The 24,877-nt window shown below is 43.2% G+C and carries 25 protein-coding genes; 9 read left to right on the forward strand and 16 right to left on the reverse strand.

Going from position 1 to position 24,877, the window contains the following annotated elements; genetic code table 11:
* Nucleotides 1-75: 75 nt before the first annotated feature.
* The 10 genes from C1G53_RS13100 to C1G53_RS09860 all read right to left on the reverse strand — a co-directional run bounded on the left by C1G53_RS13100 (nt 76) and on the right by C1G53_RS09860 (nt 9,840).
* Nucleotides 76-231, reverse strand: coding sequence for a hypothetical protein (locus C1G53_RS13100; protein ID WP_161941407.1), 156 nt, complete (start codon nt 229-231; stop codon nt 76-78).
* 81 nt (nt 232-312) lie between these two features.
* Nucleotides 313-570, reverse strand: a complete 258-nt coding sequence (locus C1G53_RS09820) for a DUF896 family protein (RefSeq protein ID WP_002939394.1) — start codon at nt 568-570, stop codon at nt 313-315.
* A gap of 9 nt (nt 571-579) precedes the next feature.
* Entirely contained in the window at nt 580-2,616 is a 2,037-nt protein-coding gene (glyS, locus tag C1G53_RS09825) for a glycine--tRNA ligase subunit beta (protein WP_105118511.1), read from the reverse strand.
* Nucleotides 2,616-3,533, reverse strand: coding sequence for a glycine--tRNA ligase subunit alpha (gene glyQ / locus C1G53_RS09830; RefSeq protein WP_002939388.1), 918 nt, complete (start codon nt 3,531-3,533; stop codon nt 2,616-2,618). Before glyQ ends, glyS begins: the two co-directional genes overlap by 1 nt.
* A gap of 463 nt (nt 3,534-3,996) precedes the next feature.
* Entirely contained in the window at nt 3,997-4,701 is a 705-nt protein-coding gene (locus C1G53_RS09835) for a B3/4 domain-containing protein (protein WP_105118512.1), read from the reverse strand.
* 181 nt (nt 4,702-4,882) lie between these two features.
* Nucleotides 4,883-5,575 (reverse strand): methionine ABC transporter permease, encoded by a 693-nt coding sequence (locus C1G53_RS09840; protein WP_105118513.1) that lies wholly within the window; start codon nt 5,573-5,575, stop codon nt 4,883-4,885.
* Nucleotides 5,576-6,640 carry a methionine ABC transporter ATP-binding protein gene (locus tag C1G53_RS09845; protein WP_105118514.1) on the reverse strand — a complete coding sequence of 355 codons (1,065 nt, stop codon included), beginning with the start codon at nt 6,638-6,640 and terminating at the stop codon, nt 5,576-5,578. It abuts the gene before it with no gap.
* Nucleotides 6,633-8,000, reverse strand: coding sequence for a M20/M25/M40 family metallo-hydrolase (locus C1G53_RS09850; protein ID WP_105118515.1), 1,368 nt, complete (start codon nt 7,998-8,000; stop codon nt 6,633-6,635). The genes C1G53_RS09845 and C1G53_RS09850 overlap by 8 nt, the downstream gene beginning before the upstream one ends.
* Nucleotides 8,001-8,138: 138 nt before the next feature.
* Nucleotides 8,139-8,993: a MetQ/NlpA family ABC transporter substrate-binding protein gene (locus C1G53_RS09855; protein WP_105118516.1), complete on the reverse strand. Its 855-nt coding sequence runs from the start codon at nt 8,991-8,993 to the stop codon at nt 8,139-8,141.
* Nucleotides 8,994-9,150: 157 nt separating this feature from the next.
* Nucleotides 9,151-9,840 (reverse strand): gamma-glutamyl-gamma-aminobutyrate hydrolase family protein, encoded by a 690-nt coding sequence (locus C1G53_RS09860; RefSeq protein ID WP_105118517.1) that lies wholly within the window; start codon nt 9,838-9,840, stop codon nt 9,151-9,153.
* Between the two features lie 374 nt (nt 9,841-10,214).
* On the opposite strand from C1G53_RS09860, the gene metE reads away from it, so the two are divergent.
* Complete coding sequence (gene metE / locus C1G53_RS09865) at nt 10,215-12,464, forward strand: 5-methyltetrahydropteroyltriglutamate--homocysteine S-methyltransferase (RefSeq protein ID WP_105118518.1); 2,250 nt, start codon at nt 10,215-10,217, stop codon at nt 12,462-12,464.
* Between the two features lie 3 nt (nt 12,465-12,467).
* Nucleotides 12,468-13,355, forward strand: a complete 888-nt coding sequence (gene metF / locus C1G53_RS09870) for a methylenetetrahydrofolate reductase [NAD(P)H] (RefSeq protein ID WP_105118519.1) — start codon at nt 12,468-12,470, stop codon at nt 13,353-13,355.
* 26 nt (nt 13,356-13,381) lie between these two features.
* On the opposite strand, the gene C1G53_RS09875 is transcribed toward metF, so the two are convergent.
* Both C1G53_RS09875 and C1G53_RS09880 read right to left on the reverse strand, forming a co-directional pair.
* Nucleotides 13,382-13,588, reverse strand: coding sequence for a hypothetical protein (locus C1G53_RS09875; protein ID WP_105118520.1), 207 nt, complete (start codon nt 13,586-13,588; stop codon nt 13,382-13,384).
* Between the two features lie 415 nt (nt 13,589-14,003).
* Nucleotides 14,004-15,464, reverse strand: a complete 1,461-nt coding sequence (locus tag C1G53_RS09880; protein ID WP_105118521.1) for an NCS2 family permease — start codon at nt 15,462-15,464, stop codon at nt 14,004-14,006.
* 229 nt (nt 15,465-15,693) lie between these two features.
* On the opposite strand from C1G53_RS09880, the gene C1G53_RS09885 reads away from it, so the two are divergent.
* The 7 genes from C1G53_RS09885 to C1G53_RS09915 all read left to right on the forward strand — a co-directional run bounded on the left by C1G53_RS09885 (nt 15,694) and on the right by C1G53_RS09915 (nt 21,660).
* Nucleotides 15,694-16,506, forward strand: a complete 813-nt coding sequence (locus C1G53_RS09885) for a Cof-type HAD-IIB family hydrolase (protein ID WP_105118595.1) — start codon at nt 15,694-15,696, stop codon at nt 16,504-16,506.
* Nucleotides 16,507-16,727: 221 nt separating this feature from the next.
* Nucleotides 16,728-17,717, forward strand: a complete 990-nt coding sequence (locus C1G53_RS09890) for a PTS sugar transporter subunit IIB (RefSeq protein WP_105118522.1) — start codon at nt 16,728-16,730, stop codon at nt 17,715-17,717.
* Nucleotides 17,718-17,766: 49 nt separating this feature from the next.
* Complete coding sequence (locus C1G53_RS09895; RefSeq protein WP_105118523.1) at nt 17,767-18,573, forward strand: PTS mannose/fructose/sorbose transporter subunit IIC; 807 nt, start codon at nt 17,767-17,769, stop codon at nt 18,571-18,573.
* Nucleotides 18,574-18,594: 21 nt separating this feature from the next.
* Complete coding sequence (locus tag C1G53_RS09900) at nt 18,595-19,506, forward strand: PTS system mannose/fructose/sorbose family transporter subunit IID (protein WP_105118524.1); 912 nt, start codon at nt 18,595-18,597, stop codon at nt 19,504-19,506.
* Nucleotides 19,507-19,569: 63 nt separating this feature from the next.
* Nucleotides 19,570-19,944, forward strand: coding sequence for a DUF956 family protein (locus C1G53_RS09905; protein WP_105118525.1), 375 nt, complete (start codon nt 19,570-19,572; stop codon nt 19,942-19,944).
* 214 nt (nt 19,945-20,158) lie between these two features.
* The gene (gene serS, locus C1G53_RS09910) at nt 20,159-21,433 is read left to right on the forward strand and encodes a serine--tRNA ligase (RefSeq protein WP_105118526.1); all 1,275 of its coding nucleotides are present in this window, start codon (nt 20,159-20,161) and stop codon (nt 21,431-21,433) included.
* Nucleotides 21,434-21,444: 11 nt separating this feature from the next.
* On the forward strand, nt 21,445-21,660 hold the full coding sequence (locus C1G53_RS09915) for a PspC domain-containing protein (protein WP_105118527.1): 216 nt from the start codon (nt 21,445-21,447) through the stop codon (nt 21,658-21,660).
* Nucleotides 21,661-21,705: 45 nt separating this feature from the next.
* On the opposite strand, the gene C1G53_RS09920 is transcribed toward C1G53_RS09915, so the two are convergent.
* From C1G53_RS09920 to accD, 4 genes are all read right to left on the reverse strand, one after another.
* A complete protein-coding gene (locus C1G53_RS09920) occupies nt 21,706-22,374 on the reverse strand; it encodes a CPBP family intramembrane glutamic endopeptidase (RefSeq protein ID WP_105118528.1) in 669 nt (222 codons plus the stop codon).
* Between the two features lie 58 nt (nt 22,375-22,432).
* The gene (locus C1G53_RS09925; RefSeq protein WP_105118529.1) at nt 22,433-23,095 is read right to left on the reverse strand and encodes a type II CAAX endopeptidase family protein; all 663 of its coding nucleotides are present in this window, start codon (nt 23,093-23,095) and stop codon (nt 22,433-22,435) included.
* A gap of 133 nt (nt 23,096-23,228) precedes the next feature.
* Nucleotides 23,229-24,002 (reverse strand): acetyl-CoA carboxylase carboxyl transferase subunit alpha, encoded by a 774-nt coding sequence (locus tag C1G53_RS09930; protein ID WP_105118530.1) that lies wholly within the window; start codon nt 24,000-24,002, stop codon nt 23,229-23,231.
* A complete protein-coding gene (accD, locus tag C1G53_RS09935; RefSeq protein ID WP_105118531.1) occupies nt 23,999-24,865 on the reverse strand; it encodes an acetyl-CoA carboxylase, carboxyltransferase subunit beta in 867 nt (288 codons plus the stop codon). The genes C1G53_RS09930 and accD overlap by 4 nt, the downstream gene beginning before the upstream one ends.
* Between the last annotated feature and the right edge of the window lie 12 nt (nt 24,866-24,877).

A 24,877-nucleotide genomic window follows, 5' to 3' on the forward strand; every position in this document is an offset into this window, starting at 1 on the left:
TCTTTTTTACACGAAACCTTAGTCCAAAAGAAAACAATTTTCTTATTTTGACTATTGAACTCAACATATTTTTCATCAAATACCTTGATAGACTTGACAAATGGTAGAAAAGATGCCCTCATCCGACTGAATAGGAAGCACTTCCTCCATACCAATGAAACAATAACATGCTCCAACAAAACTTAATAGGATAGAAAGCCCAATCACAAACCAATTCCATACTCTCTTCATAGCAAACCTCCGTTTTATATAGTATAACAGAAAAAGACTAGGAAACCTAGTCTTCGCTTGTTTTTTTTAGTAATCTTATTCTTAGGAATTTGGATCATCCAAACTACGTCCATGCAAGCCTTTTTCACGTTGGACTTGACGAAGTTTTTCAGGCGTCACATCATTACCGTCCTCATCGACTACCTTGATGCCTTCGATATGGGCACGCACGCTACGGCGGTAGCCCTCGATGTACTCCTCACGAAGAGCTGCTTGTTCCTGCAACTCCTCCTCTGTCAAGCCTTCCGCCTTTTTCTTGCGGGCCAGTTCATTGATGCGATCGATTTTTGCTTGTTCCATGAATGCCTCCTACTTACTATTCAAGAGATTGAAGACCGCCACAGCACTTGCCTTATCCGCCAGAGCTTTCAAGAGAGCCAAGCGGTTGGCTTTGACTGCTGCGTCATCTGCCATAACCATGGTATTGTCGAAGAAGGCCGCGATGACTGGGCTAAGAGCAAATAGCTTGTCCAAGTTGCCCGCCATGTCTTCTGTCAACTCCAAGCTCGCCACTGCAGCAGCAAGGGCTTTTTCCTGGTCGTTTTCGAAGAGGGCCTCATCAATGACAGTCGCCTCCGCCTTTTCAGCCAAGTTGAAGACACGTGACAAGTTTTCCACGGCTTCCTTATAGTCAGCCTCTTTTGATTTTTGGAAAATAGCAGAGCTGGCTGCCAGTTGTAGTCTGACCACAAAGGTTGAGCTGGCAAGTACAGCCTCACGGATGTCTTTCGGAATCGCCTTATCCATCATCTTCTCTACACGAGCACGGATAAAGTCCATCACAGCTGGCTGGTTGTCATAGGTCAAGCTAGCAAAGTTCAAGCTGTAGAGCTCCGCAATCAACTGATCCAATGGAATTTCCCAACCAAATGCTTCCAAAATCCGCACGATACCCTGTGTCGCACGACGAAGAGCGTAAGGGTCGTTTGAGCCAGACGGAATCAAACCAACTGAGAAGAAGGATAGAAGGGTATCGAATTTGTCAGCCAGTGCCAAGACCGCACCAACCTTGCTCTCAGGCAATTCGCCCTCTGCAGAGTTAGGAAGATAGTGCTCACGGATAGCTACTGCCACCGCAGGTTTTTCCCCTGCAAGCAGGGCATACTTCTCACCCATGATCCCTTGTAATTCGTCAAACTCGCCGACCATACCTGTCAAGAGGTCAAACTTGTAGATGTCCGCCGCACGTGCCACATCCGATTTTTCATCTGCAGACAAACCTGCCAAGTCAGCCAGTTTTTCTGCGATAACTTTGGTGCGTTCCATGTGCTCGTAAAGTGAGCCGATTTTCTCATGGAAGGTCACGACTTTGAGGCGTTCTACCAAGTCGGCAATCTTGAGTTTTTGGTCCTCACGCCAGAAGAACTCACCGTCTTCCAGACGAGCCACCAAAACTTTTTCATTTCCTTTGATGACATTGTCAAGGTGCTGGTCGTTCCCGTTGCGGACGGAGATGAAGTTTGGCAAGAGTTTGCCAGACTTATCACGCACCACAAAGTAGCGCTGGTGGTTTTTCATGGAAGTCACCAAGACTTCTTCTGGCACTTCCAAATACTTGGTATCAAAGGAGCCCATAAAGGCAGTTGGGTACTCGACCAGGTTGAGAACTTCATTGAGCAGATCTTCATCAATCTCAACCGTCACATTGTGTTTGTCCTCGATAGCCTTGATTTGCTCAACAATCATATTTTGACGCTCTGCAGGATCTGTAATGACAAACTGTTCACGCAAGTCTGCCTCGTAAGAATCTGCACTTGCAATCTCAGTTTCATTTCCAAGGAAACGATGACCACGGCTGATGCGAGCGGATGTAATGTCCAAGAAATCCATATCCAGTGCCTCATCGTCCAAGAGAACCGTCAAGGTGTGGACAGGACGGATGTAGGAGAATTTGTTGGACGCCCAGTTCATGCTGACTGGGAAGGTCATAGCCTTCAAGACCTCTGGAATGCCCGCAAAGACTGCCTTAGCTGGCTGACCAGCTTCGTGTTTGGTCACATAGACATACTCTTCGCCCTTGATCTCGCGGAATTCGATGTCCGCTGTCGTCAAGCCTTTGCCACGGACAAAACCTTCAGCCGCCTTGGTGAAGTTTCCGTCTGCGTCCAAGGCAATTTTCTTAGCAGGACCCTTGAAATCTTCCGTCAAGTCAGTCTGCTGGTCTGCCAAACCACGGACACGCACAGCCAAACGGCGTGGTGTTGAAAAGATATCGATGCTATCAAAAGCCAAACGGTTGTCTGCCAAAAAAGTCGCCATGCGGTCACGCAACTGGTGCATGGCTGGGGTTACGATGTAGGCAGGGATTTCTTCCAAGCCAAGTTCAACAAGTAAATTCTTTGTCATTATTCTGCGTCCTCCTTCAACAATTCTGCTCGTGTTGCTTCGTCTAAAAGTGGGAAGCCCAGTTTCTTGCGCTCTGCCACAAAGGTCTTGGCAACGACACGAGCAAGGTTACGGATACGGGCAATGTAGCCTGCACGCTCGGTTACAGACACAGCTCCACGCGCATCCAACAGGTTAAAGGTATGAGAACATTTGAGCACATAGTCAAAGGCTGGGTGAACCAAGCCTTCTTCCAGAGCGCGCTCTGCTTCTTTTTCAAACTTAGTGAAGTTTTCAAGGAGCATATCTTGGTCCGATACTTCAAAGGAATATTTTGAATGCTCATACTCTGGCTGGATAAAGATTTCACCGTATTTGACACCGTCTGCCCACTCGATATCGTAAACGGAGTCAACCTCTTGAATGTAAGAAGCCAGACGCTCCAAACCATAGGTTACTTCGGCTGTGACAGGACCTGTCGCCAAACCACCAACCTGTTGGAAATAGGTAAACTGCGTGATTTCCATACCGTCCAACCAAACTTCCCAGCCCAGACCAGCTGAGCCTGTTGATGGGTTTTCCCAGTTATCCTCAACGAAACGAATGTCGTGTTCCAAAGGATTGATGCCCAAACGCTCCAAAGATTCCAAGTAGAGTTCTTGGATATTAGATGGAGATGGTTTCATGACCACTTGGAATTGGTGGTGCTGATACAAACGGTTTGGGTTTTCCCCGTAACGACCATCCGCAGGACGACGAGATGGCTCTACATAAGCCGCATTCCATGGCTCAGGACCGATAGCACGCAAGAAAGTGTAGGGACTCATGGTACCCGCACCCTTCTCCGTATCATAGGCCTGCATGAGCAAGCACCCCTGCTCATTCCAAAATTGTTGTAAAGTCAGGATAATTTCCTGAAAGGTAAGTTTTTTAGACATATTCTTCCTTCTTTCTATTTTAAATAATCTTGCGACGTGAGCCTTCCTAGCCGATATTGCTAGGAAAGGCGAACTAGTACAGCGTCTAGCTCAATCGCACTAGCGATGAGCGTGTGGCAATTCGACTGAAAGGAGACGATGCCACTGACGATGTGAAATGTAAGTTTTTTAGACATATATTTTCTCCGTTTTTGTTAGACAGACAAAAAGAACCACATTCTCTTCCCCTGTCAGCAGACATAGGGGCGTTGAGAACGCGGTTCCACCCTAATTTATTACTTCATTTATATGATTGATAAGTAGTCGGATGAGGTCACGACTGGGAAAGCGCCAATTATTTCAAGACTGGCTTGGCTTCCACTCTCCCAAGCTCGCTAGACAGGCTTTTGAAACAACCTTCTTTCATGCTTAGTATTGTAGCAGAAAAAGAATATTTTGTCCAGAAAGAGCACTATTTATCCGATTATAAACCCATAGTAGGACTGTTGTAATCCAATAGATATTTTTCTGGCAATACTCCCAAGAATTTTTCTGCCTGTTGACTGATAAAATCTAGGGCATTTTCCAAATCCTCTACTCTATCAGAATTGACCAGTTCCATAACCAAGAAAGCATTCTTCGTGCTATCTGTAATCATGGTCCGCTCACCATCACGCCAGTTGAAACAGCGACAAACTGCTCCTTTATCATCCTTGTAGCAAACTTCCCCTGGTAGAGTTGGATTATTGGTTTCATCACCAATGAGATAGAATTCATCCCCACCCTCAGTGACCGTTAGTTGAAGATCGCCTACAAATGTATCTAAATCTTCAGCACCACATGGAAGACCGAAACGCAAACTTGCCGCATTATAGATATCCACTAGCGGAGAGATAGTTGAAACTGGACGGTCACTAGCAGAACGCTTCAAAAGGGCTTCGATACTAGAACGTGCGCCTTTTTTTGTTTTAAATTTTTGATAGGCTTGACGATATGTACGAATGACCTCGTTCTCACTAAAGGTATCTTCCGTAAGAAATTTCTGGGCAATTCCGTTGCTTTCTTCCAGTAATTTCACTAATTCATCAGGTGATTGCGCCGGCGTTTTATACCCCTTCAATAATAGCACTCCTATTTTTGCATCTGGAAATAAACTCCAAAACGATGAATCAACAATAAATTGTGACATATTCTCACTCCTTTTATAGAAAAATCAGCACCCTATGAACATCTTCTAAGACCTAACGATGTTCATAAAATGCTGTTGCATGACTACCCGATGGCAGTGTTTATTTAATTAAATTTATTGTATAAAAATGCTTTAAATAAGTCAAGGACTTTCCAAAATTTGAAAAAACACGGCAATATTTCTATCTATGACTAATCTTTCTGGTCAAGAAATCACCAATGAATTGAATGGCAAAGATGATAACCAAAATCAAAAGAGTTGCTAAAAAGGTCACATCATCATTGTAGCGCAGGTAACCGTAGGATAGTGCAACCTGCCCCAAACCACCTGCTCCGATGGCTCCTGCCATGGCAGTGTAGCCCACCAATGAAACCAGGGTCAAGGTTGTCACACGAATCAAGTCAGGCAGTCCCTCACGCAGATAGACAAGGACTATATCCCAGAAAGTCGCACCTGATGCCTGAGCTGCCTCAATGACACCACGGTCCAATTCTGACAAGACCACTTCAACCTGACGGGCAAAGAAAGGAAAGACTGACAGGGCTAGAGGCACCAAGGCTGCCTCTGTACCAATGGTTTTGCCAACAATAATTTTGGTTAAGGGAGAAATCGCCGCCAACAAGATAATAAAGGGAATGGCACGGAAAATCGAAGCCACCTTGTCCAAAATCCAGTAGGCAGTCTTATTAGCAATGACCCCACGTGGACCTGTCAGAACTAAGAACAAACCGGATACCAAGCCCATAAAACCACCAAAAGCAAAGGAAACAAAGGTCATATAAAGAGTCAAATTAAAATGTGTTAACCAACCTGTCTGACCATCCCAGCCCAATTTATAAATATCTGGAAAATTCGTTTGAATCCATTCTAACATCTAGTTCGCTCCTTTCAAAATCGTCACTTCTACACGGGCCTCTGTCACAGCTTCTAAAGCACGGTGTAACTGTCCAGGTTCTCCTGAGAGAATGACTACCATTTCACCGACTGGCGTATGGTCCAATATCTCAATATTACCATACAAAATATTGGCAGACACTTGATAGAATTTATATAAGTCATTGACAATCGCCGTATCCGTATTGGAACCAGCATACTTGAGTTGTACTAAAATGCTATTTTCAGGTAAATTCTGAACAATATCCTGCTGGTAAATTTTCACCAAGGCCTCATCAATTCCTGTTGCTGTTTTGATGAAATCCTGAGTCAATTCTTCTTCTGGATGTGAGAAGATTTCTAACACCGATCCCTCTTCAATCAAGCGACCATCCTGCATAACAGCCACACGGTTACAAATATCTTTTACAATCTGCATCTCATGGGTGATCATTACAATGGTCAAGCCCAATTTTTCATTCAATTCCTGCAAGAGTGCTAAAATTTGCTTAGTCGTTTTCGGATCCAAGGCAGAAGTTGACTCATCTGAAATCAAGATTTTAGGATCATTTGCCAAGGCACGCGCAATGGCAACACGTTGCTTTTGACCACCGGACAACTGAGCTGGATAGTTTTCAGCACGGTCAGAAAGCCCAACCAAGTCCAAGAGTTTGGCTACTTTTTCCTTCTTCTCTTCCTTGCTCAAACCCGAATGCTTAAGGGCAAAGGCTACGTTTTCTTCTGCCGTCATCTGCGCCATCAGATTGAAATGCTGGAAAATCATGCCAATCTCACGACGTTTGCTTCGCAATTGAGCTGGGGTCAGAGTAACCTTGTCCCCCTCGTAAATCACATCTTCATCAACGGTAATCTTACCCGCAGACGGCACCTGCAATAAATTGATGACGCGGACAAGGGTAGATTTACCAGCTCCAGAATACCCTACGATACCGTAAATATCCCCTTGATTGATATGAATGGTCACATCCTTGACCGCTTCAATGGTCCGTTTTTTCTGCTGGAAAGTTACATCAATATTATCTAGCTTAATCATTTCCTTACTCATAACTTGCTATTAACTCCTCTACTAATTCAACATGGCTATAGTAGTCAGCAATGCTGACATTCTCATCACCTGCATGGTCACGACTGTTGGCATTACCCAGACCAAAGCCCGCAATCGGTACTCCTAAAGCATGAAAGACGGTGTGCATTGGTCCAGTACCTGGCGAGGTAGGTAAAACTGCCACACCCTCTGGGGTCAACTTTTTAGCCAATTCAATCACATTGACAATGGCTGGAGCTGACATATCACTTCGATAACTCTTTTCACCCAAGGTAAAGATAACTTCTACCTGTTCAAAACCATGCTTAGCTAAATGCTGACGAATTTTTTCCAAAACATCATGGGGGTCCAAACCTGGCACCAAACGAACTTCCATCTTAGCAGAAGCCTGAGCTGGAATGATGGTCTTGACACCTTGACCAAGGTAACCTGTCGATAAACCTTCGATAGTGATTGAAGGCTCAAAATATAAACGCTTGAGAAACTCGCGCCGTTCCTCTACCAAAGTAGGCAGTGTTAGACCATAAATCTCCTTCATAGACTGACTGGTCGCAAGAGCAAATTCCTCCACCAAGGCCAGTTCACGTTCATTTGGTTCTTGAACTTGTTCGTAAATACCATCTACCAAGATTCGTCCATCTGCCGCTCTCATGGATTGAAGAGCTGACAACAAATACCAACTTGCCGAATCAATAACTCCTCCATAAGAAGAATGAATGTCCAAGTCAGCTGATTTAACCTGAAGATCGAAGGTCACAATTCCCTTATTGCCCCCAGCAATTTCTAGCTGATGCAAGCTATTGCGATGCCCCTGCTCCCAGACCAGCAAATCAGCACCAATCAAGTGTTCTTTGTATTTTGAAAGATACTTATCCAAGTCGACAGAAGCTGACTCCTCTGCCCCTTCCATAATAAAAATCACATTGACTGGTAAATGGCCATTCTGTCTAGACTGATATTTTTTCAAGGCCGACAGACGAGCTGTGATATGGCCCTTATCATCATCCACCCCACGACCATAGATATAGCCATCAGAAACAGTCAATTCAAAGGGTTTACCCTTCTCCCAGACCTGATCGGCATCAGCAGGAACAGTGTCATAGTGATTGTAAAAAATCAAGGTTTTGGCATTTGGAACACTTGCCTCAAACCTAGCCATGACAAATGGCGCTGCGTAGCTGTCATCTAAAACAACAGTTGCCCCAGCCTCTTCAAACATTTCTTTCAAATAAGTGGCTACATCCAGTAAACCAATCTGTTGAGCAAAGATGGATTTCTTTGAAATCAAGACTTTTAATTTTTCAAAATAGGTCTGAATAATCGCATCTTGCTCAAAAGCTTGAATTTTCACTTCTGACATATCTTCTCCTCTATCCAATCTACTAACCACAATCAAAAATACTATACTATTTCTAACTTTAGTTAAGAGATTGTCTTATCTCTATAAAAACAGATAGAGGGCTGAACAATTCTGTCCAGTCCTCGACCTATTTGCATTTTACCAAACTGGCTCATCCATACCGTCAGATGTTGTTTCAATAACTTCACGAACTTCATCTGTGTGGTAAGCAGCAACGATTTTCTTAATCGCTTCAGCTTGTTCTGATTTTTCCCAATCACTACGAGCCGCAATCAAGTTATACCATTGTGCTGAGTTTTCATCTTTTTGCTCTTTATAAAGGGCATTTTTGTAATCCAAACCAGCTTCCAATACGAAAGTGTTGTTTACAACCGCTGCATCAACTGAGCTAAGTGAGCTTGCTGTTTGGCTCGCATCCAACTCAGTAATCTTCAAGTTTTTCTTGTTTTCAGTAATGTCAGCAATCGTTGCCAATTCTGTACCAGATACACCAACCTTGATCAAACCTGCTGCTTGAAGAAGGTAAAGGGCACGGCTTTCGTTTGTTGGGTCATTTGGAACCGCAATTTCTGCACCATCAGGAATTTCTTCCACTTTCGTGTACTTGTTTTTACCATCAGCTGTACCTGAGTAAAGACGGATTGGTGAGATATAAGTATCCGCAATAGCCACCAAATCTTCACCGTTTTCTTGATTCCAGTTATTCAAGAAGTTGTAGTGCTGGAATGCGTTGATGTCTACTTCATTTTCAGCTACTGCCTTGTTTGGCTGTGAATAGTCCGTAAATTGAGTGAACTCCAATTTCACTTCATCACCAAGAATTTCTTGGATTTTGTTCCAACGTGCTTCTTCTGATTCGCTCAAGCTCATCACACCAACACGAACAGTTGTCGCTGAACCTGCAGCCTCATTTGAAGTTGAGCTACCACACGCAGCAAGAACACCTACTGACAAGGCAGCTGCTGCTAAACTAAACAATTTTTTTAATTTCATAAGAATATCTCCTTAATTTTTGAACTGAAACTATCTTAACACAGAAAAGACTATCTGGCTAATTGGCTTTTTTTATAGAATGTTATAACTTTTACTTATAACAAATACCCTTGCAATTATAAGGATTGATAATAAAAAGAGGGAAGTCATTTCCCTCTTAAAACACATCCACCAAATACTGAAACAAATCTCTGTGCTGCTTGCAATCCTTGTATAAAAACTCTGGGTGCCATTGAATACCAAACAAGGCCTGTTTGCCCTTGCTTTCATAGACCTCAATGGTCCCATCTCGTGGATCTAGTCCAGTTGCCACTAAGCCTGGCGCCAAATCCTTGATCCGTTGATGATGAAAGGAATTGATTTGACTGCCCTGTGCGAACAATTGACTGACACGACTTTTAGGTTTAACCTGCAAACGATGCGAAGTTCCTTCTATATCCTCTTGCCAATGGTCAGCCACTTCCTGTTCCAAACTTCCACCTAAAGCAACATTGAGCAACTGCATCCCTCGGCAGACTGCAAAAATTGGTTTTCCTTGCCGAATTGCTTCCTTAATCAAGGCCAATTCAAACTCATCCCGCTCCAAGAGGTAATCCTCACTATCTATCAAACGTTTTTGACCATACAAACTTGGATCCACATGCTGACCACCGGATAAAATCAACTTATCAATCATATCGATATAATCCTTGGCTAAGTCAGGAGTTCCCATGGGAATGACCAGTGGCACACCACCAGCCTGACGGACACTATCTGCCAATTCACGCGCTACCGTTACATAAACGCGACCAGATTTTGTTGGAAATTCTTGCTCATTGCCTGAAATACCAATAATCACCTTTCCCATAAAAAAACTCCTTTCTGTGATTTTCTACATTGTAACACGACCAGCCAAGTCTGTCTAATATAGAAGTTTTATAGACCGATTAAAAAATATTTATCAAGGATACATATAAATCATAATTTTAATTCCCTCTACCATCTCATAGATAAAACCTATCTCCCACATAAGAAAAAACTATACCAGTTCCAAGACCCAAAAATGCGATAGGAATAAATAGCCGTATTTCAGGCTTTTATATAGAAGAAATAGTGTCTAAACCCATCTCGTTCCAGTTTGTTATAGCCAAAACTTATAACATACCCTAATTTTTTCCAATTATACAAGTGGGATTTTTTCTGTTAGGATAAAAGCATAGAAATATTTTTGGAGGAAATCCCATGACGACAACTATTATCGGCTTCCCACGTATCGGAGAAAACCGCGAATTAAAATTTATCACTGAAAAATACTTTAGAAATAAAATTCCACAGGAAGAACTTTTGACGGCAGCTAAAGACTTGCGTGCCAAGCACTGGACTATTGTTAAAGAAGCAGGCATTACTGAAATCCCAAGCAACGACTTCTCTCACTATGACAATGTTTTGGATGCAGCTGTCCTCTTCAATATCGTACCCAAAGCAGTTCAGGAGCTTGAATTGACAGACCTTGAAAAATACTTTGCCCTTGCGCGTGGCTATCAAGGTGAAAAAGGTGACGTTCGTGCTAGACCCATGAAAAAATGGTTCAACACCAACTACCACTATATCGTTCCTGCCATCGAAAAAGACACAGAGATTAAACTAGCAGGTCATAAGATTTTCGATGAGTTCCAAGAAGCAAAAGACTTGGGCATCACTACTCGTCCAGTTTTGATCGGTCCATTCACTCTCTTGCAATTGACAGATTTCGAAGAAGGTACGACTGCTACTGATTTCGCTGACAGCTTAGTTGCAGCCTACGGACAAGTCTTTGAAAAATTGGCAGAGCTCGGTGCGGAAAAAATCCAGTTAGACGAGCCTAGCTTGGTCAAGGACTTGACTGCAGAAGAAAAAGCACTTTTCCTAAACATCTACCAAACACTCTTGGCAGATAAAAAAGGCTTGCAAGTCCTCATCCAAACCTACTTCGGTGATGTTCGTGATATTTACACAGAATTGACCAACCTACCAGTCGATGCCATCGGTCTTGATTTTGTAGAAGGTAAGGAAACGGCTGCCCTTGTGGCAACAGGCTTCCCAGCTGATAAAACGCTCTATGCAGGTATCGTCAACGGTAAGAACATCTGGCGCAACAATTATGAAAAGAGCCTGGCTGTACTCGATGCCATCCCTGCTGAAAATCTTGTCTTGACAACTTCTTGCTCTCTACTTCATGTACCATTTACAACAGCCAATGAAGAATTTGAACCAGCTATCCTCAACCACTTCGCTTTTGCAGTTGAAAAATTGAGCGAATTGCGTGACTTAGATGCTATCCAAAATGGTCAAGGAGATGCAGCTCTTGCAGCCAATAAGGAACTCTTTGCCCTTGAACGTGTTGGTCGTGATGCAGCACTTGCTGATCGTTTGGCAGGTTTGACAGACGCAGACTACACTCGCCTGCCTGTCTTTGCAGAACGTGAGGCTATTCAACGTGAAAAATTGAACCTACCCCTTCTTCCAACAACTACTATCGGATCCTTCCCTCAAACCAAGGATGTCCGTAGTACCCGTTTAGCTTTCCGCAAAGGAAATATCTCAGAAGAAGAATACGATACATTTGTCAAAGCGCAAACAGATGAATGGATTGCTTGGCAGGAAGAAGTTGATTTCGACGTGCTTGTACACGGTGAATTCGAGCGTAACGACATGGTAGAATACTTCGGTGAAAACTTGTCTGGCTACCTCTTCAGTAAAAACGGTTGGGTACAATCCTACGGTATGCGTGGAGTTAAACCACCAATCATCTGGGGCGATGTGACACGCTTGAACCCAATTACTGTCAAATGGTCAAGCTACGCACAAAGCCGTACCAATAAACCAGTCAAAGGCATGTTGACAGGTCCTGTAACCATCCTCAACTGGTCATTCCCGCGTGAAGATATCTCTATCAAAGAATCAACTCTTCAAATTGCCCTTGCTATCAAGGAAGAAGTTCTCGACCTTGAAGCAGCAGGTATCAAGATTATCCAAATCGACGAAGCAGCACTTCGTGAAAAATTGCCACTCCGTCGTAGCGACTGGTACAGCGAGTATCTTGACTGGGCAATTCCAGCCTTCCGTTTGGTTCACTCAACTGTTGCGCCAGACACACAAATCCATACCCACATGTGCTATAGCGAATTTACAGACATCATTCCTGCTATCGACAACATGGATGCGGATGTTATCTCCTTTGAAGCTAGCCGTTCAAATCTAGTCATCCTCGATGAACTCAAGGCTAAGAACTTCCAAACTCAGGTAGGTCCTGGTGTCTATGACATCCACTCTCCACGTGTCCCTGCAGTTGATGAAATTGCACACACTATCCAAGCCATCCTTGCCAAAGTACCGAAAGAAAAAGTTTGGATTAACCCAGACTGCGGTCTTAAAACGCGTGGCGAATCAGAAACAAAAGCTAGCCTTATCCACTTGACCCAAGCAGCTAAGGCAGCCAGAAAGGAACTCTAATTTATGATCGGTCAAACCCCAAGTCTATCATTTGAAATTTTCCCTCCAAAACCAGAAGTAGGCAATGAAAAGATTATCCAAACCCTTGATCAGATGCAGGGTTTGGCCCCTCATTTTATCAGTGTTACCTGTAGTAATAACAACCTCAATATTGAAGAAACCACTGTTCGCCTGGTCAACCATGTCCGCAACGAGTTGGGCATTCCAACCATTGCCCACCTACCAGCAGCCTATTTGACCAAAGAAAAGGTCAAATCTGTCCTTCAATCACTTGATGAGGTCGGAGTGCATCAGATTTTAGCACTGCGTGGAGATATTATCGATGGACTTCCACCCAAAGAGGACTTCCAATATGCAACGGATCTCGTTTCCTTCATCAAACATGAGGCTCCCCACTTTGATATCATTGGAGCTTGTTATCCAGAAGTACACCCTGAGTCCCAAAACTCTGTAACTGACATCAAAAATTTGAAAAAGAAGGTTGATGCAGGATGCTCAAGCTTGGTAACCCAGCTCTTCTTTGATAACGAAGCCTTCTATGACTTTCAAGAGAAATGTTCGCTAGCGGACATCGAAGTGCCGATTATCGCAGGTATTATGCCTATCATCAACAGGAATCAGGCACTTCGTCTCTTGAAAACCTGCGAGAACATTCGCTTGCCACGCAAGTTCAAAGCTATCTTAGAAAAATATGAGCACAATCCTGAGTCACTACGTGCAGCAGGCTTGGCTTACGCAGTTGATCAGATTGTCGACCTAGTGACCAACGATGTAGCTGGTGTCCACCTCTACACCATGAACAACGCGGAAACTGCCCGTTATATCCACAAGGCTACACACTCTCTCTTTAACCACTACCAAGGAAATTTATCAAGCGTAACTGGTAGATAGAACACCAAGAAGACTTGAAAAGTGTTTTAGAAGACACCTTCCAAGTCTTTTTTCGATGGCAAGAAACCCAAATATGATTGAGATAAGTGATAGGCATTCGAATAAAATAGACAGACAAATGCCATTCCTAGCAGTATCAGGAAGAAAAATTTGCCAACACTTCCTAAACCCTTCTCACTCCCCAAAATATAGATAATGTTTTTGAGGCCCTCTTCATCAAATTCCACTGACATAAATCAATTCTTTCATATTTATAGGTGAATTTGAAACAGCCCATTAGATGTCTTGAACAGCCTCTATTTGACAGAGTACAACAAGGCAAGTTCAAAATTCGGTAGGATAAAGTGTCCAAGGATTGGTTTTATCCAAGCCAAAAACTCGCAAACAAGGTTAAGAGATCGGAGATAGAGAAACAAAGTTGCAAACTCCAATCTGATATTGACAGGTGATAATACAAGAAATATTATAGCAATAAAGAGAAAACTAAATAGCGATAACTTGCACTAAAGTCTACCTAATCGAGAACAGTAACTAGAAGCCTTCGCTAACCGAAATGACTACTTCTTCTCGAACAAATAATAAGCAAACACAAAAGCTGACCACTTAAAGCAGTCAGCTCAGATAAATAAATGTTAGTTGTTTATCTTCTTATAAGAAGGCAAGAATGATAAAGTTAAGAATGAAGAGGGCAGTTGCTCCCCAAAGGATTGGGTGAATTTCTTTTGTTTTACCAGTTGAAATTTTTACCAAGCAATAGAAGATGAAGGCTGCTGCAATACCGTATGAGATAGAGAAGCAAAGTGCCATGAAGAAGGCTGCAAAGAAGGCTGGAAGCGCATCTTCAAAGTGACTCCAATCAACATCAAGGAATGATGAAACCATCATAACACCGACGATAATCAAGGCTGGAGCTGTTGCAGCTGCTGGTACAATACCGATAAATGGCAAGATAAGGATTGAAAGCAAGAATAGAACTGCTGTCGTAACAGCTGTCAAACCAGTACGACCACCCGCAGAGATACCTGCCGCAGACTCAACATAAGTCGTTGTATTAGATGTACCGAAAATAGCACCAATTGAAGTACCGATAGCATCAGCAAAGAGCGCTCTATCCATCTTAGAGTTAAATCCAGTACCATTTTCAAGAGCTTTCTCATCTTCTTCTGAGAAGATACCTGTCTTACGACCAGTACCGATAAAGGTACCGAGTGTATCAAAGGTATCTGACAAGCTGAAGGCAAAGATAGTCATCAAAACAAGTGGAAGACGGCTTGAATCAGCAAAGAGAGAAGACAAACCACCGAAGGCTGCTAGGAAAGTTGTACCCAATTCTGCAAAGGCAGTTCCAATATTGTTATTAGCCAAGTCAATTGTAGAAAGGTCTACAACACCTGCTGGAATACCTGCCAAAGTTGTCGCAAGGATACCAATCAAAATCGCACCACGAACATTTTTAATAACCAAGACAGCTGTCAAGAGAAGACCGAAAACAGTCAAGAGAACACTTGGATCAGTAAAGGTTGAAATACCAGGTACGACACCACCACCAGCAAAAACTGAGAAGACCCCATTTGCGAAAGTTTCTGCTGTAGCATCTGCAGGAGCAACCCCGTTAACAGTAATAATATCTGAACCAGAAGTCAAGAAGGTAATCAAGTTAGAGTTCTTGAAACCAAGGTAGGCAACGAATACACCGATACCACCACCGATAGCGTGTTGCAAGCTAATAGGAATAGCCTTAATGATGCTCTTACGGACCTTAGTAACTGTAATAAAGATATTGAATAAACCACAGAGGAAAACCATAGCCAAAGCTTCTTGCCAAGTAAAACCAAGACCGATAACAACTGTATAGGTAAAGAAAGCGTTCAAGCCCATCCCTGGTGCCAAGGCATAAGGAACATTTGCAAATAGGCCCATAACAAGCGTTGAAACCGCGCTGGCAATGATGGTTGCCAAGAATACTGCCTGAGTTGGCATACCAGCAACACTGAGGATGCTTGGGTTAACAAACAAAATATAGCTCATGGCGAAGAAAGTCGTAAGACCAGCCATAATTTCAGTAGAAACGGTCGTTCCATGTTCTTTTAGTTTAAAAAACTGTTCCATTTTTCAATTATTCTCCTTTTATTTACGAACGATATAGCTATTATATACAAATCGCTTTTATACTTCAAGCAATTCGTGTATGAAAACGTTATTTTCTCAAATAATGTTCGTTTTTAACGAACATTTTCTATTGATTTTGCTTCACATCCTAAAAACGATTAGCTTTTTGCTTTTCTACAGGCATTTTGCTATACTGGAACTTATTAGTTTCAAAAAGGATAAGACAAGTATGAAGAAAAAAATTATTTCCATTGACCTAGATGGTACCTTACTAAATCAAGATAGTCAACTAAGTGACTACACAGTTTCTACTATTAAAAAAGTAAAAGAGGCTGGACATACCGTTTTGATTGCTACAGGTCGTCCCTATCGTATGGCAGAGCAATTTTACAACCAATTAGAGCTAGATACGCCCATGATTAACTTCAATGGTTCCCTCATTCATCTCCCAGGAAAAAAATGGGCGTGGGAAAAGAATATTCTTATTGATAAAAAATACCTACTCGATTTTTTGAAGGAAGAGGAGCGGTTTGAAGCAGACTTTATCGCAGGAGAATACAAAAATAAATTCTTCATTACGCAAAAACATTTAGATAAAATCGACCCTTCCCTCATGGGAGTTGAGCAAATTACACCAGACACACTCATTAAACCTGAGCTGATTACCAGCGATCCCCACTCTATCCTCATGCAAACACGGGCTACAGATAAGTATCAGCTTGCCAAGGAAATGAAGGCCTACTTCAATGATGAACTGGAAATCAATACTTGGGGAGGTCCCTTAAATATTCTAGAAACTTGTGCTAAAGGAGTTAATAAAGCTACCGCCCTTAGCTATGTCTTAAACCTCTTCCAAGCCAGTCCGAGCGATCTAGTCGCTTTCGGAGATGAGCACAATGATGTCGAAATGCTGGAACTGGCTGGCATTAGCTATGCCATGAAAAACTGTAGTGATACCCTTCGTCCCCACGCAGACCGCTTGACTGAATTTACAAATGTTGAAGATGGGGTTGCCAAAGAACTAGAAAAATTATTTCTATAAGAAAGAACTGCGTCTGCAGTTTTTTTCTTTTGTTTTGCATAGCCAGCAACAGATTTCTGAAAAGAGTATGTAAAAATTTCGGAAATTTTTTCTGTTTTTAACACAAATTTGCTTGACAAATTACATGAAAACGTTTTATAATATACAAGTTCAAGGAAATGTAAGCCCATTCATTAGTTTTACATTTCAAAGGAACTAGAAAAAATTTAGGGGGAACAATAATGAGTATTGGAATCATTATTGCAAGTCATGGTGAATTTGCAGCTGGCATTCATCAGTCTGGTCAAATGATTTTTGGCGAACAAGAAAAAGTTCAAGTTGTAACTTTTATGCCAAGTGAAGGACCAGATGATTTATATGCTAAGCTCAATGCAGCTGTTGACTCATTCGATGCTGATGATGAAGTGTTGGTATTGGCGGACCTTTGGAGTGGTTCTCCATTTAACCAAGCAAGTCGCGTTGCTGGCGAACGTCCAGACCGTAAATTTGCCATCATCACTGGACTTAACTTGCCAATGCTAATTCAAGCCTACACAGAGCGTCTAATGGATGCATCTGCAGGAGTTGAAAAGGTTGCCGCAAACATTATCAAGGAAGCCAAAGATGGTATCAAGGTTCTTCCAGAAGAACTTCAACCAGCTGAGGCTGCTCCAGCTGCAAGTGCTGCTCAAGCACCTAAAGGAGCAATCCCTCCAGGGACTGTTATCGGAGATGGTAAGTTGAAAATCAACTTAGCTCGTATCGATACTCGTCTCTTGCATGGTCAGGTCGCTACTGCTTGGACTCCAGCTTCTAAGGCTGACCGTATCATCGTCGCTTCAGATACAGTTGCACAAGACGACCTTCGTAAGCAATTGATCAAGCAAGCGGCTCCAGGAAACGTTAAAGCAAACGTTGTTCCTATCAAGAAACTGATTGAGGTTTCTAAAGATCCTCGCTTCGGTAACACACACGCTTTGATTCTCTTTGAAACACCTCAAGAAGCTCTTGAAGCAATCGAAGGTGGCGTAGAAATCAAGGAATTGAACGTTGGTTCTATGGCTCACTCAACAGGTAAAACAATGGTGAACACTGTTCTTTCTATGGATAAGGACGATGTTGCAACCTTTGAACGCTTGCGTGAACTTGGTGTCAAATTCGATGTCCGTAAAGTTCCAAACGATTCACCAAAAGATTTGTTTGACTTGATTAACAAGGCAGATGTTAAATAATAACTGATTAACACTGTGTGATTATCAGAAATATGAAAGGATTATAAATATGTCAGATATTTCAATTATTTCTGCAATTTTGGTCGTTTTTGTGGCCTTTCTTGCAGGTATGGAAGGTGTCCTTGACCAATTCCAATTCCATCAACCAATCGTTGCATGTACCCTCATCGGTCTTGTTACCGGTAACCTAACAGCTGGTGTTATGCTTGGAGGAACTCTCCAACTTGTTGCTCTTGGCTGGTCAAACATCGGTGCTGCGATTGCACCAGACGCTGCCCTTGCTTCTGTTGCTGCCGCTATCATCTTGATTAAGGGTGGTGACTTCTCAGCAACTGCTATCTCAGTTGCTCAAGGTCTTGCTATCCCTCTTGCTGTTGCAGGTCTTTTCCTTACAATGCTTGTGCGTACTGCATCTGTTGCCCTTGTACACGGTGCTGACGCTGCTGCAGAACGCGGTGATTTTGGTGCACTTGAGCGCTACCACTTGATCGCTCTTTCACTTCAAGGTCTTCGTATTGCTGTTCCTGCTGCCCTTCTTCTTGCTATCCCAACTGAGGCTGTTCAAGCTGCTCTTGAATCTATGCCAGCTTGGTTGTCAGGCGGTATGAACGTCGGTGGTGGTATGGTTGTTGCCGTAGGTTTCGCTATGGTTATCAACATGATGGCTACTCGTGAAGTATGGCCATTCTTCGCTATCGGTTTCGCTCTTGCTGCTGTTAGCCAATTGACACTTATCGCTCTTGGTGCTATCGGTGTATCTCTTGCCTTCATCTACCTTAACCTTTCTAAAAAAGGTGGAAACGGTGGCGGAGCTGGTTCTAACGATCCAATCGGCGACATCCTAGAAGACTACTAAGAAGAAAGGAAGAACACAATCATGACAGAAAAAATTCAACTTTCAGTAAAAGATCGTAAAGCGATTTGCTGGCGTTCAACCTTCCTTCAAGCATCATGGAACTTTGAGCGTATGCAAAACTTGGGTTGGGCTTACACAATGGTTCCAGCTATCAAAAAACTTTACACTAAGAAAGAAGATCAAATTGCGGCTCTTAAACGCCACATGGAATTCTTTAACACACACCCATACGTTGCTGCACCTATCGTCGGTGTAACACTTGCCCTTGAAGAAGAGCGTGCAAACGGTGCTGACATCGATGACGCTGCTATCCAAGGTGTGAAAATCGGTATGATGGGACCTCTCGCTGGTATCGGTGACCCAGTATTCTGGTTTACAGTACGTCCTATCCTCGGTGCCCTAGGTGCTTCACTTGCTGTGTCAGGTAACATCCTTGGCCCAATCCTCTTCTTCGGTCTTTGGAACGCTATCCGTATGAGCTTCCTATGGTACACTCAAGAGTTTGGTTACAAATCAGGTAAAGAAATCACTAAAGATATGTCAGGTGGTATCCTCCAAGACATCACTAAAGGGGCTTCTATCCTCGGTATGTTCATCCTTGCCGTACTTGCTCAACGTTGGGTATCTATCGGCTTCAACTTCACGGTTTCTGAAGTTCCACTCTCAGAAGGTGCCTACATCGAGTGGGATAAATTGCCAGAAGGCTACGAAGGTATCCAAAAAGCCTTTGAATTGGTTGGTCAAGGTTTGTCACAAACTCCAACTAAAGTTACTACTTTCCAACAAAACTTGGACGGTCTTATCCCAGGCTTCATGCACTTGCTTCTTACCTTCCTATGTATGTGGTTGTTGAAGAAAAAAGTTTCTCCAATCACTATCATCGTTGGTTTGTTCGCATTCGGTATCGCAGCTCGCCTACTTGGAATTATGTAATCCATTAAGAAACCCCGCTCATGCGGGGTTTTATGGTATAATTAAACAAGAAATGAGGTAACTATGGCACAATCATTAAACAAACACGTCGAACTATCCACAACAGGCGTTTCCTATCTCAGTCTTGCAGGTGGAACGGTTGGCAAGTTCCTGCTAGGTGATCAAGCTCTGGAATTTTATGCTGATAACAACGTTGAAAATTACGTTCAAATTCCTTGGACATCTATCGATCAAATCGGTGCCAATGTTTCCAACAAGAAAATCAGTCGCCACTTCGAAGTCTATACTGATAGTGGCAAGTTCCTGTTTGCTTCTAAAGATTCTGGTAAAATCCTAAAAATTGCTCGTGAACATATTGGCAATGAGAAAGTTGTCAAACTGCCAACTCTCCTGCAAATTCTAGGACAGAAAATCTCAAATCTATTTGCAAAAAAATAAAAAATCAAGTATAATAAGACAAACGGATAAGTAGTATCAGGCGTTTTTCAGAAAGTCTGCGGTCGCTGTGAGCAGATAAACAAAGGATATGAAATTCTACCGTTGGCTAAAAATGACATACTTAAAGTGCACAGAATGTGAAGCTGGATGGAACCGCGGTAAATATCGCTCCAGCATCTCTCATTCTGTGTTTTTTATTCTAAAGGAGACAACTATGCTAGATATCAAACGTATTCGTACAGATTTTGAGGGAGTGGCTGCTAAACTTGCTACTCGTGGTGTGGCTGCTGAAACCTTGGCAAACATCAAGGACTTGGATGCTAAACGCCGCGAAATCTTGGTTACTGTAGAAGAATTAAAAGCAGAGCGCAACACCGTTTCTGCCGAGATTGCTCAAGCAAAACGCAACAAGGAAAATGCTGATGACAGGATTGCGGCTATGCAAAAATTGTCTGCCGATGTAAAAAACTTGGATGCTCAACTCTTGGAAATTGATGAAAAACTAAATGCCATCCTTGCAGTTCTTCCAAATACGCCGCACGATTCTGTTCCTGTTGGGGCAGATGAAGAAGAAAACGTGGAAGTTCGCCGTTGGGGTACTCCTCGGGAATTTAGCTTCGAACCAAAAGCTCACTGGGACTTGGGCGAAGACCTGGATATTTTGGACTGGGAACGTGGGGCAAAAGTAACCGGAGCCCGCTTCCTCTTCTACAAGAACTTAGGTGCCCGCTTGGAGCGTGCCCTCTACAACTTCATGTTGGACGAGCATATCGCAGAAGGCTATCAGGAAATCATCACACCTTACATGGTCAACCACGACTCTATGTTTGGTACTGGTCAGTATCCTAAGTTCAAGGAAGATACTTTTGAGTTGGCAGACACTAACTTCGTCCTCATCCCAACTGCGGAAGTACCATTGACCAACTACTACCGCAACGAGATTTTGGAAGAAAAAGACCTGCCAATCTACTTCACAGCCATGAGCCCATCTTTCCGTTCTGAAGCAGGTTCTGCTGGTCGTGACACCCGTGGTCTGATCCGCCTTCACCAATTCCACAAGGTTGAAATGGTCAAATTTGCCACACCAGAACAGTCTTATGATGAATTGGAAAAAATGACAGCAAACGCAGAGAATATTCTCCAAAAACTAGGCTTGCCTTACCGCGTTTTGGCCCTCTGTACAGGAGATATGGGCTTCTCAGCTGCTAAGACCTATGACTTGGAGGTCTGGATCCCTGCCCAAAATGCCTACCGTGAAATCTCTAGCTGTTCAAATACTGAGGATTTCCAAGCCCGTCGCGCTCAAATCCGCTACCGCGATGCTGCTGACGGCAAGGTCAAATTGCTCCACACCCTCAACGGTTCTGGTCTAGCAGTTGGTCGTACCGTAGCTGCCATTCTTGAAAACTACCAAAACGAAGACGGCTCTGTCACTATTCCAGAAGTTCTCCGTCCATACATGGGTGGGGTTGACGTGATTAAGCCTTAGAGGTAAGGAATATGAACAAGAAATGGTATAAGGACAAAAGTCGTGGTGAACTGGCTGGCGTTATCGCAGGACTTTATGACTACTTTGACCTATATGAAAACTACGGTTGGAAATTAGAGAACGTTCGTTTAGTGGTCATTATATTAGCTATTGTGACCAACCTACCCTTTCTAACTGCCTACATCATTCTGGCTATACTTTTACCAGACAAGTCTGAACTCACCTAAAGCACACAAAAGACGACTCCGAACGGAATCGTCTTTTCGTTTCCCTTATTGAAAATAGTAGAAAGCCACTACCGACCAGGCATTATTGATAAAATGCACTGCCATGGGGTAGATGAGGTAATCTGTCTTGTAGTAGAGGTAAGCCATTAAAAATCCTGGGCTGGCATAAATGATCCAAGAACCCAAATCTGTCGGTCCATGTAAGACGGCAAAAATCAAACCAGATACTACAATTCCTAGTATCTTGTGCTTTTCAAATAACTTTTTGAATAGATAGCCTCTGACAATGATTTCCTCGGTAATGGCTGCCTGACAGGCTATTCTTACAAAGGCTAACCAAAATGGGATTGTTTGTAACAGCTTTTCAATGCCAATCTGATTAGCGGTATCTTCAATCCCTTGAAGGTCCATGATAAACTGCCCGAGATACTTGAACAACTGGGCCACACTATAGGTTAAGAGAACAATACCCAGACCCTTCCAAGTTAAGATTTTTCTATCCCAAATGGCTAGCCCTTTCCTTTCTGCCAACCAACACATAAAGACCATTATTCCAATAGAAGATAGGCCTGCAGTCCATTGAGCGACTGGCGAGGTGGATTGTTCCAATATGGAAATTGGAATATGATCGATAAGCAACAATAGAAAGGCCAGCAGTAAAATCCAGATTTTCCGACAAAACCACTCTAATTTTTGACTGAATGTTTCTAGCATTTCCAAACTCCTAACCACTTCTTCATATAGTCCATGTCTATACCTTCCTGCTCAAAAACTATAGATAATAGTAAGCCAAAAAGGCCCAAGCATTATTGATAAAATGAACTGCCATGGGATAGACAAGATAATCTGTCTTATAATACAGGTAGCCATATAGGAAACCCGGAAGAGAATACAAAACCCAAGAGCCCAAGTCCGTTGGTCCGTGTAAGAGGGCAAAAATCAAACCAGAGACTACAATTCCCAAAACCTTGTACTTTTCAAATAACTTCTTGAACAGATAACCTCTAACAATTATTTCTTCTGAAATAGCAGGTAGACATACAAAATTTATGAAGGCTAACCAAGCTGGTATTTTCTCCAAAATCATTTCAATATACAGCTGATTAGCGGTATCCTCAATTCCTTGAAGATCCATGATAACATAACCTAGTTTTTTACTTAAATAAATCCCTGAAAATGTTAGTGCTACCAGTCCAAAGCCCTTCCAGGTCAAGATGTTCCTATTCCAAATAGCGAGGCCATTCCTCTCAGCTCGCCAGTACATAAAAACAATCAAAACCAGTGATACCAAACCAGCAGCCCATTGCGCGACTTGCGCGACAGAGCTATTCAATATTACAATCGGAATAACAGCAAGGACTAACAAGCCAAGCACTCTCACCAAAAGCCAAAGTTTTCGACCAAGCCATTTCAATCGTTGACTAAATGTTTTCATATCATCCTCCTACTCTAATAAAACAGCACACAAGTATAGCTCGTCGCTACAGAATTTATTATATTATTTAACAAGATTTTACAACGATAGTTTTCTTTTGTCAATATCAGCAAGAAAAAAATACTAGGTCTTCCTAGTATTTTCTAAAGCGTTGATAGCGATTTTCGAGTAGCTCATCAAGCGGCAAGGCTTGTAGTTGAGCCAAGTGGCTGACCAAGTTTTCCTTGATGTCAGCCAAGACTTCCTTGGTCGCTCTGCCATTTTCCAAAACAACCCGATCGACCACTTGGAGTTTCTCCAACTCGTAAGAAGTGATCTTCATGAGTTCTGCCGCTTCCATGGCCCGACTGCCATCTTTCCAGAGGATTGAGGCGAAACCTTCGGGGCTGAGGACGGCGTACATGGAGTTTTCCAACATCCAGACCTGGTCTGCGACCGCTAGAGCCAGAGCTCCACCAGAGCCCCCCTCGCCGATGATGATGGCGATAATGGGTACCTTGAGGTCGCTCATCTCCATGAGGTTACGGGCAATAGCCTCGCCCTGCCCACGCTCCTCGGCACCGACACCTGGATAGGCTCCAGCGGTATTGATAAAGGTGACAACGGGACGACCGAACTTCTCCGCCTGCTTCATGAGGCGAAGGGCCTTGCGGTAGCCTTCTGGGTGAGGCTGACCAAAGTTGCGTTTAAGGTTGTCCTGAAGGTTCTTCCCTTTTTGGATACCGATAACTGTCACTGGCTGACCTGCTAGAAAGCCGATGCCACCCACTACAGCACCGTCATCGCGGAAATTCCGATCGCCGTGCAGTTCGATAAAGTCATCAAAGAGTTGTGTGGCATAGTCCAAGGTCGTCAGGCGAGCCTGGTCACGTGCCAAACGGATCATACGTGCTACATCACTGGTCATCTGACACCTCCATGCATTCTCAACAAGCGACTAATGGTCGCTGGCAAGTCCTGGCGTTTGACAATGGCATCGACAAAACCATGTTCCTGTAAAAATTCCGCCTTCTGGAAATCGTCAGGTAGATTTTCCCGAACGGTTGACTCAATAACCCGCCGTCCTGCAAAACCAACCAAGGTCTGCGGTTCTGCTAGGATAATATCGCCTTCCATAGCAAAACTAGCCGTCACACCTCCTGTTGTGGGGTCTGTCAAGACCGTCAGGCAAAAGAGGCCAGCGTTGGAATGGCGTTTTACAGCTGCCGAGATCTTGGCCATTTGCATCAGGCTCATAATGCCTTCCTGCATGCGAGCACCACCAGATGCGGTAAAGAGGACGACTGGCAGTTTCTCTTCAGTAGCCAACTCAAAGAGGCGGGTAATTTTCTCACCAACTACCGTTCCCATAGAAGCCATGATAAAGTGCGAATCCATGATGCCAAGGGCAACTGGCTGACCGCCGATGGTCGCCTTGCCTGTCAGAACAGCCTCGTCCAAACCTGTCTTTTGACGGGTGGCTGCCAATTTCTCTAAATAATTGGGGAAGTCCAGCGGATTTGTGGTTTCAATCCCTGTAAACAATTCCTCGAACGAGCCTTTATCGACTGTCAAAGCCAGGCGTTCCTGGGCTGTAATCCGAAAATTATAGGAACAGTGTTGACAGGTTTTCTCTAATCCCAAATCATTCTTGTAAAGGATGACCTTACAAGCTGGACATTTAGAAAATAGTTCATCTGGCACCTCTGGCTTTGCTTGAGGTGCTGACTCTATCCGCGAACGATTGGGATTGATGCGGATATATTTGTCCTTTTTGCGAAACAAAGCCATAGCATTCTCCTA

Origin of the sequence: Streptococcus suis, from assembly GCF_002960445.1 — a bacterium.
In the GTDB taxonomy this organism is placed as follows: domain Bacteria; phylum Bacillota; class Bacilli; order Lactobacillales; family Streptococcaceae; genus Streptococcus; species Streptococcus hyiners.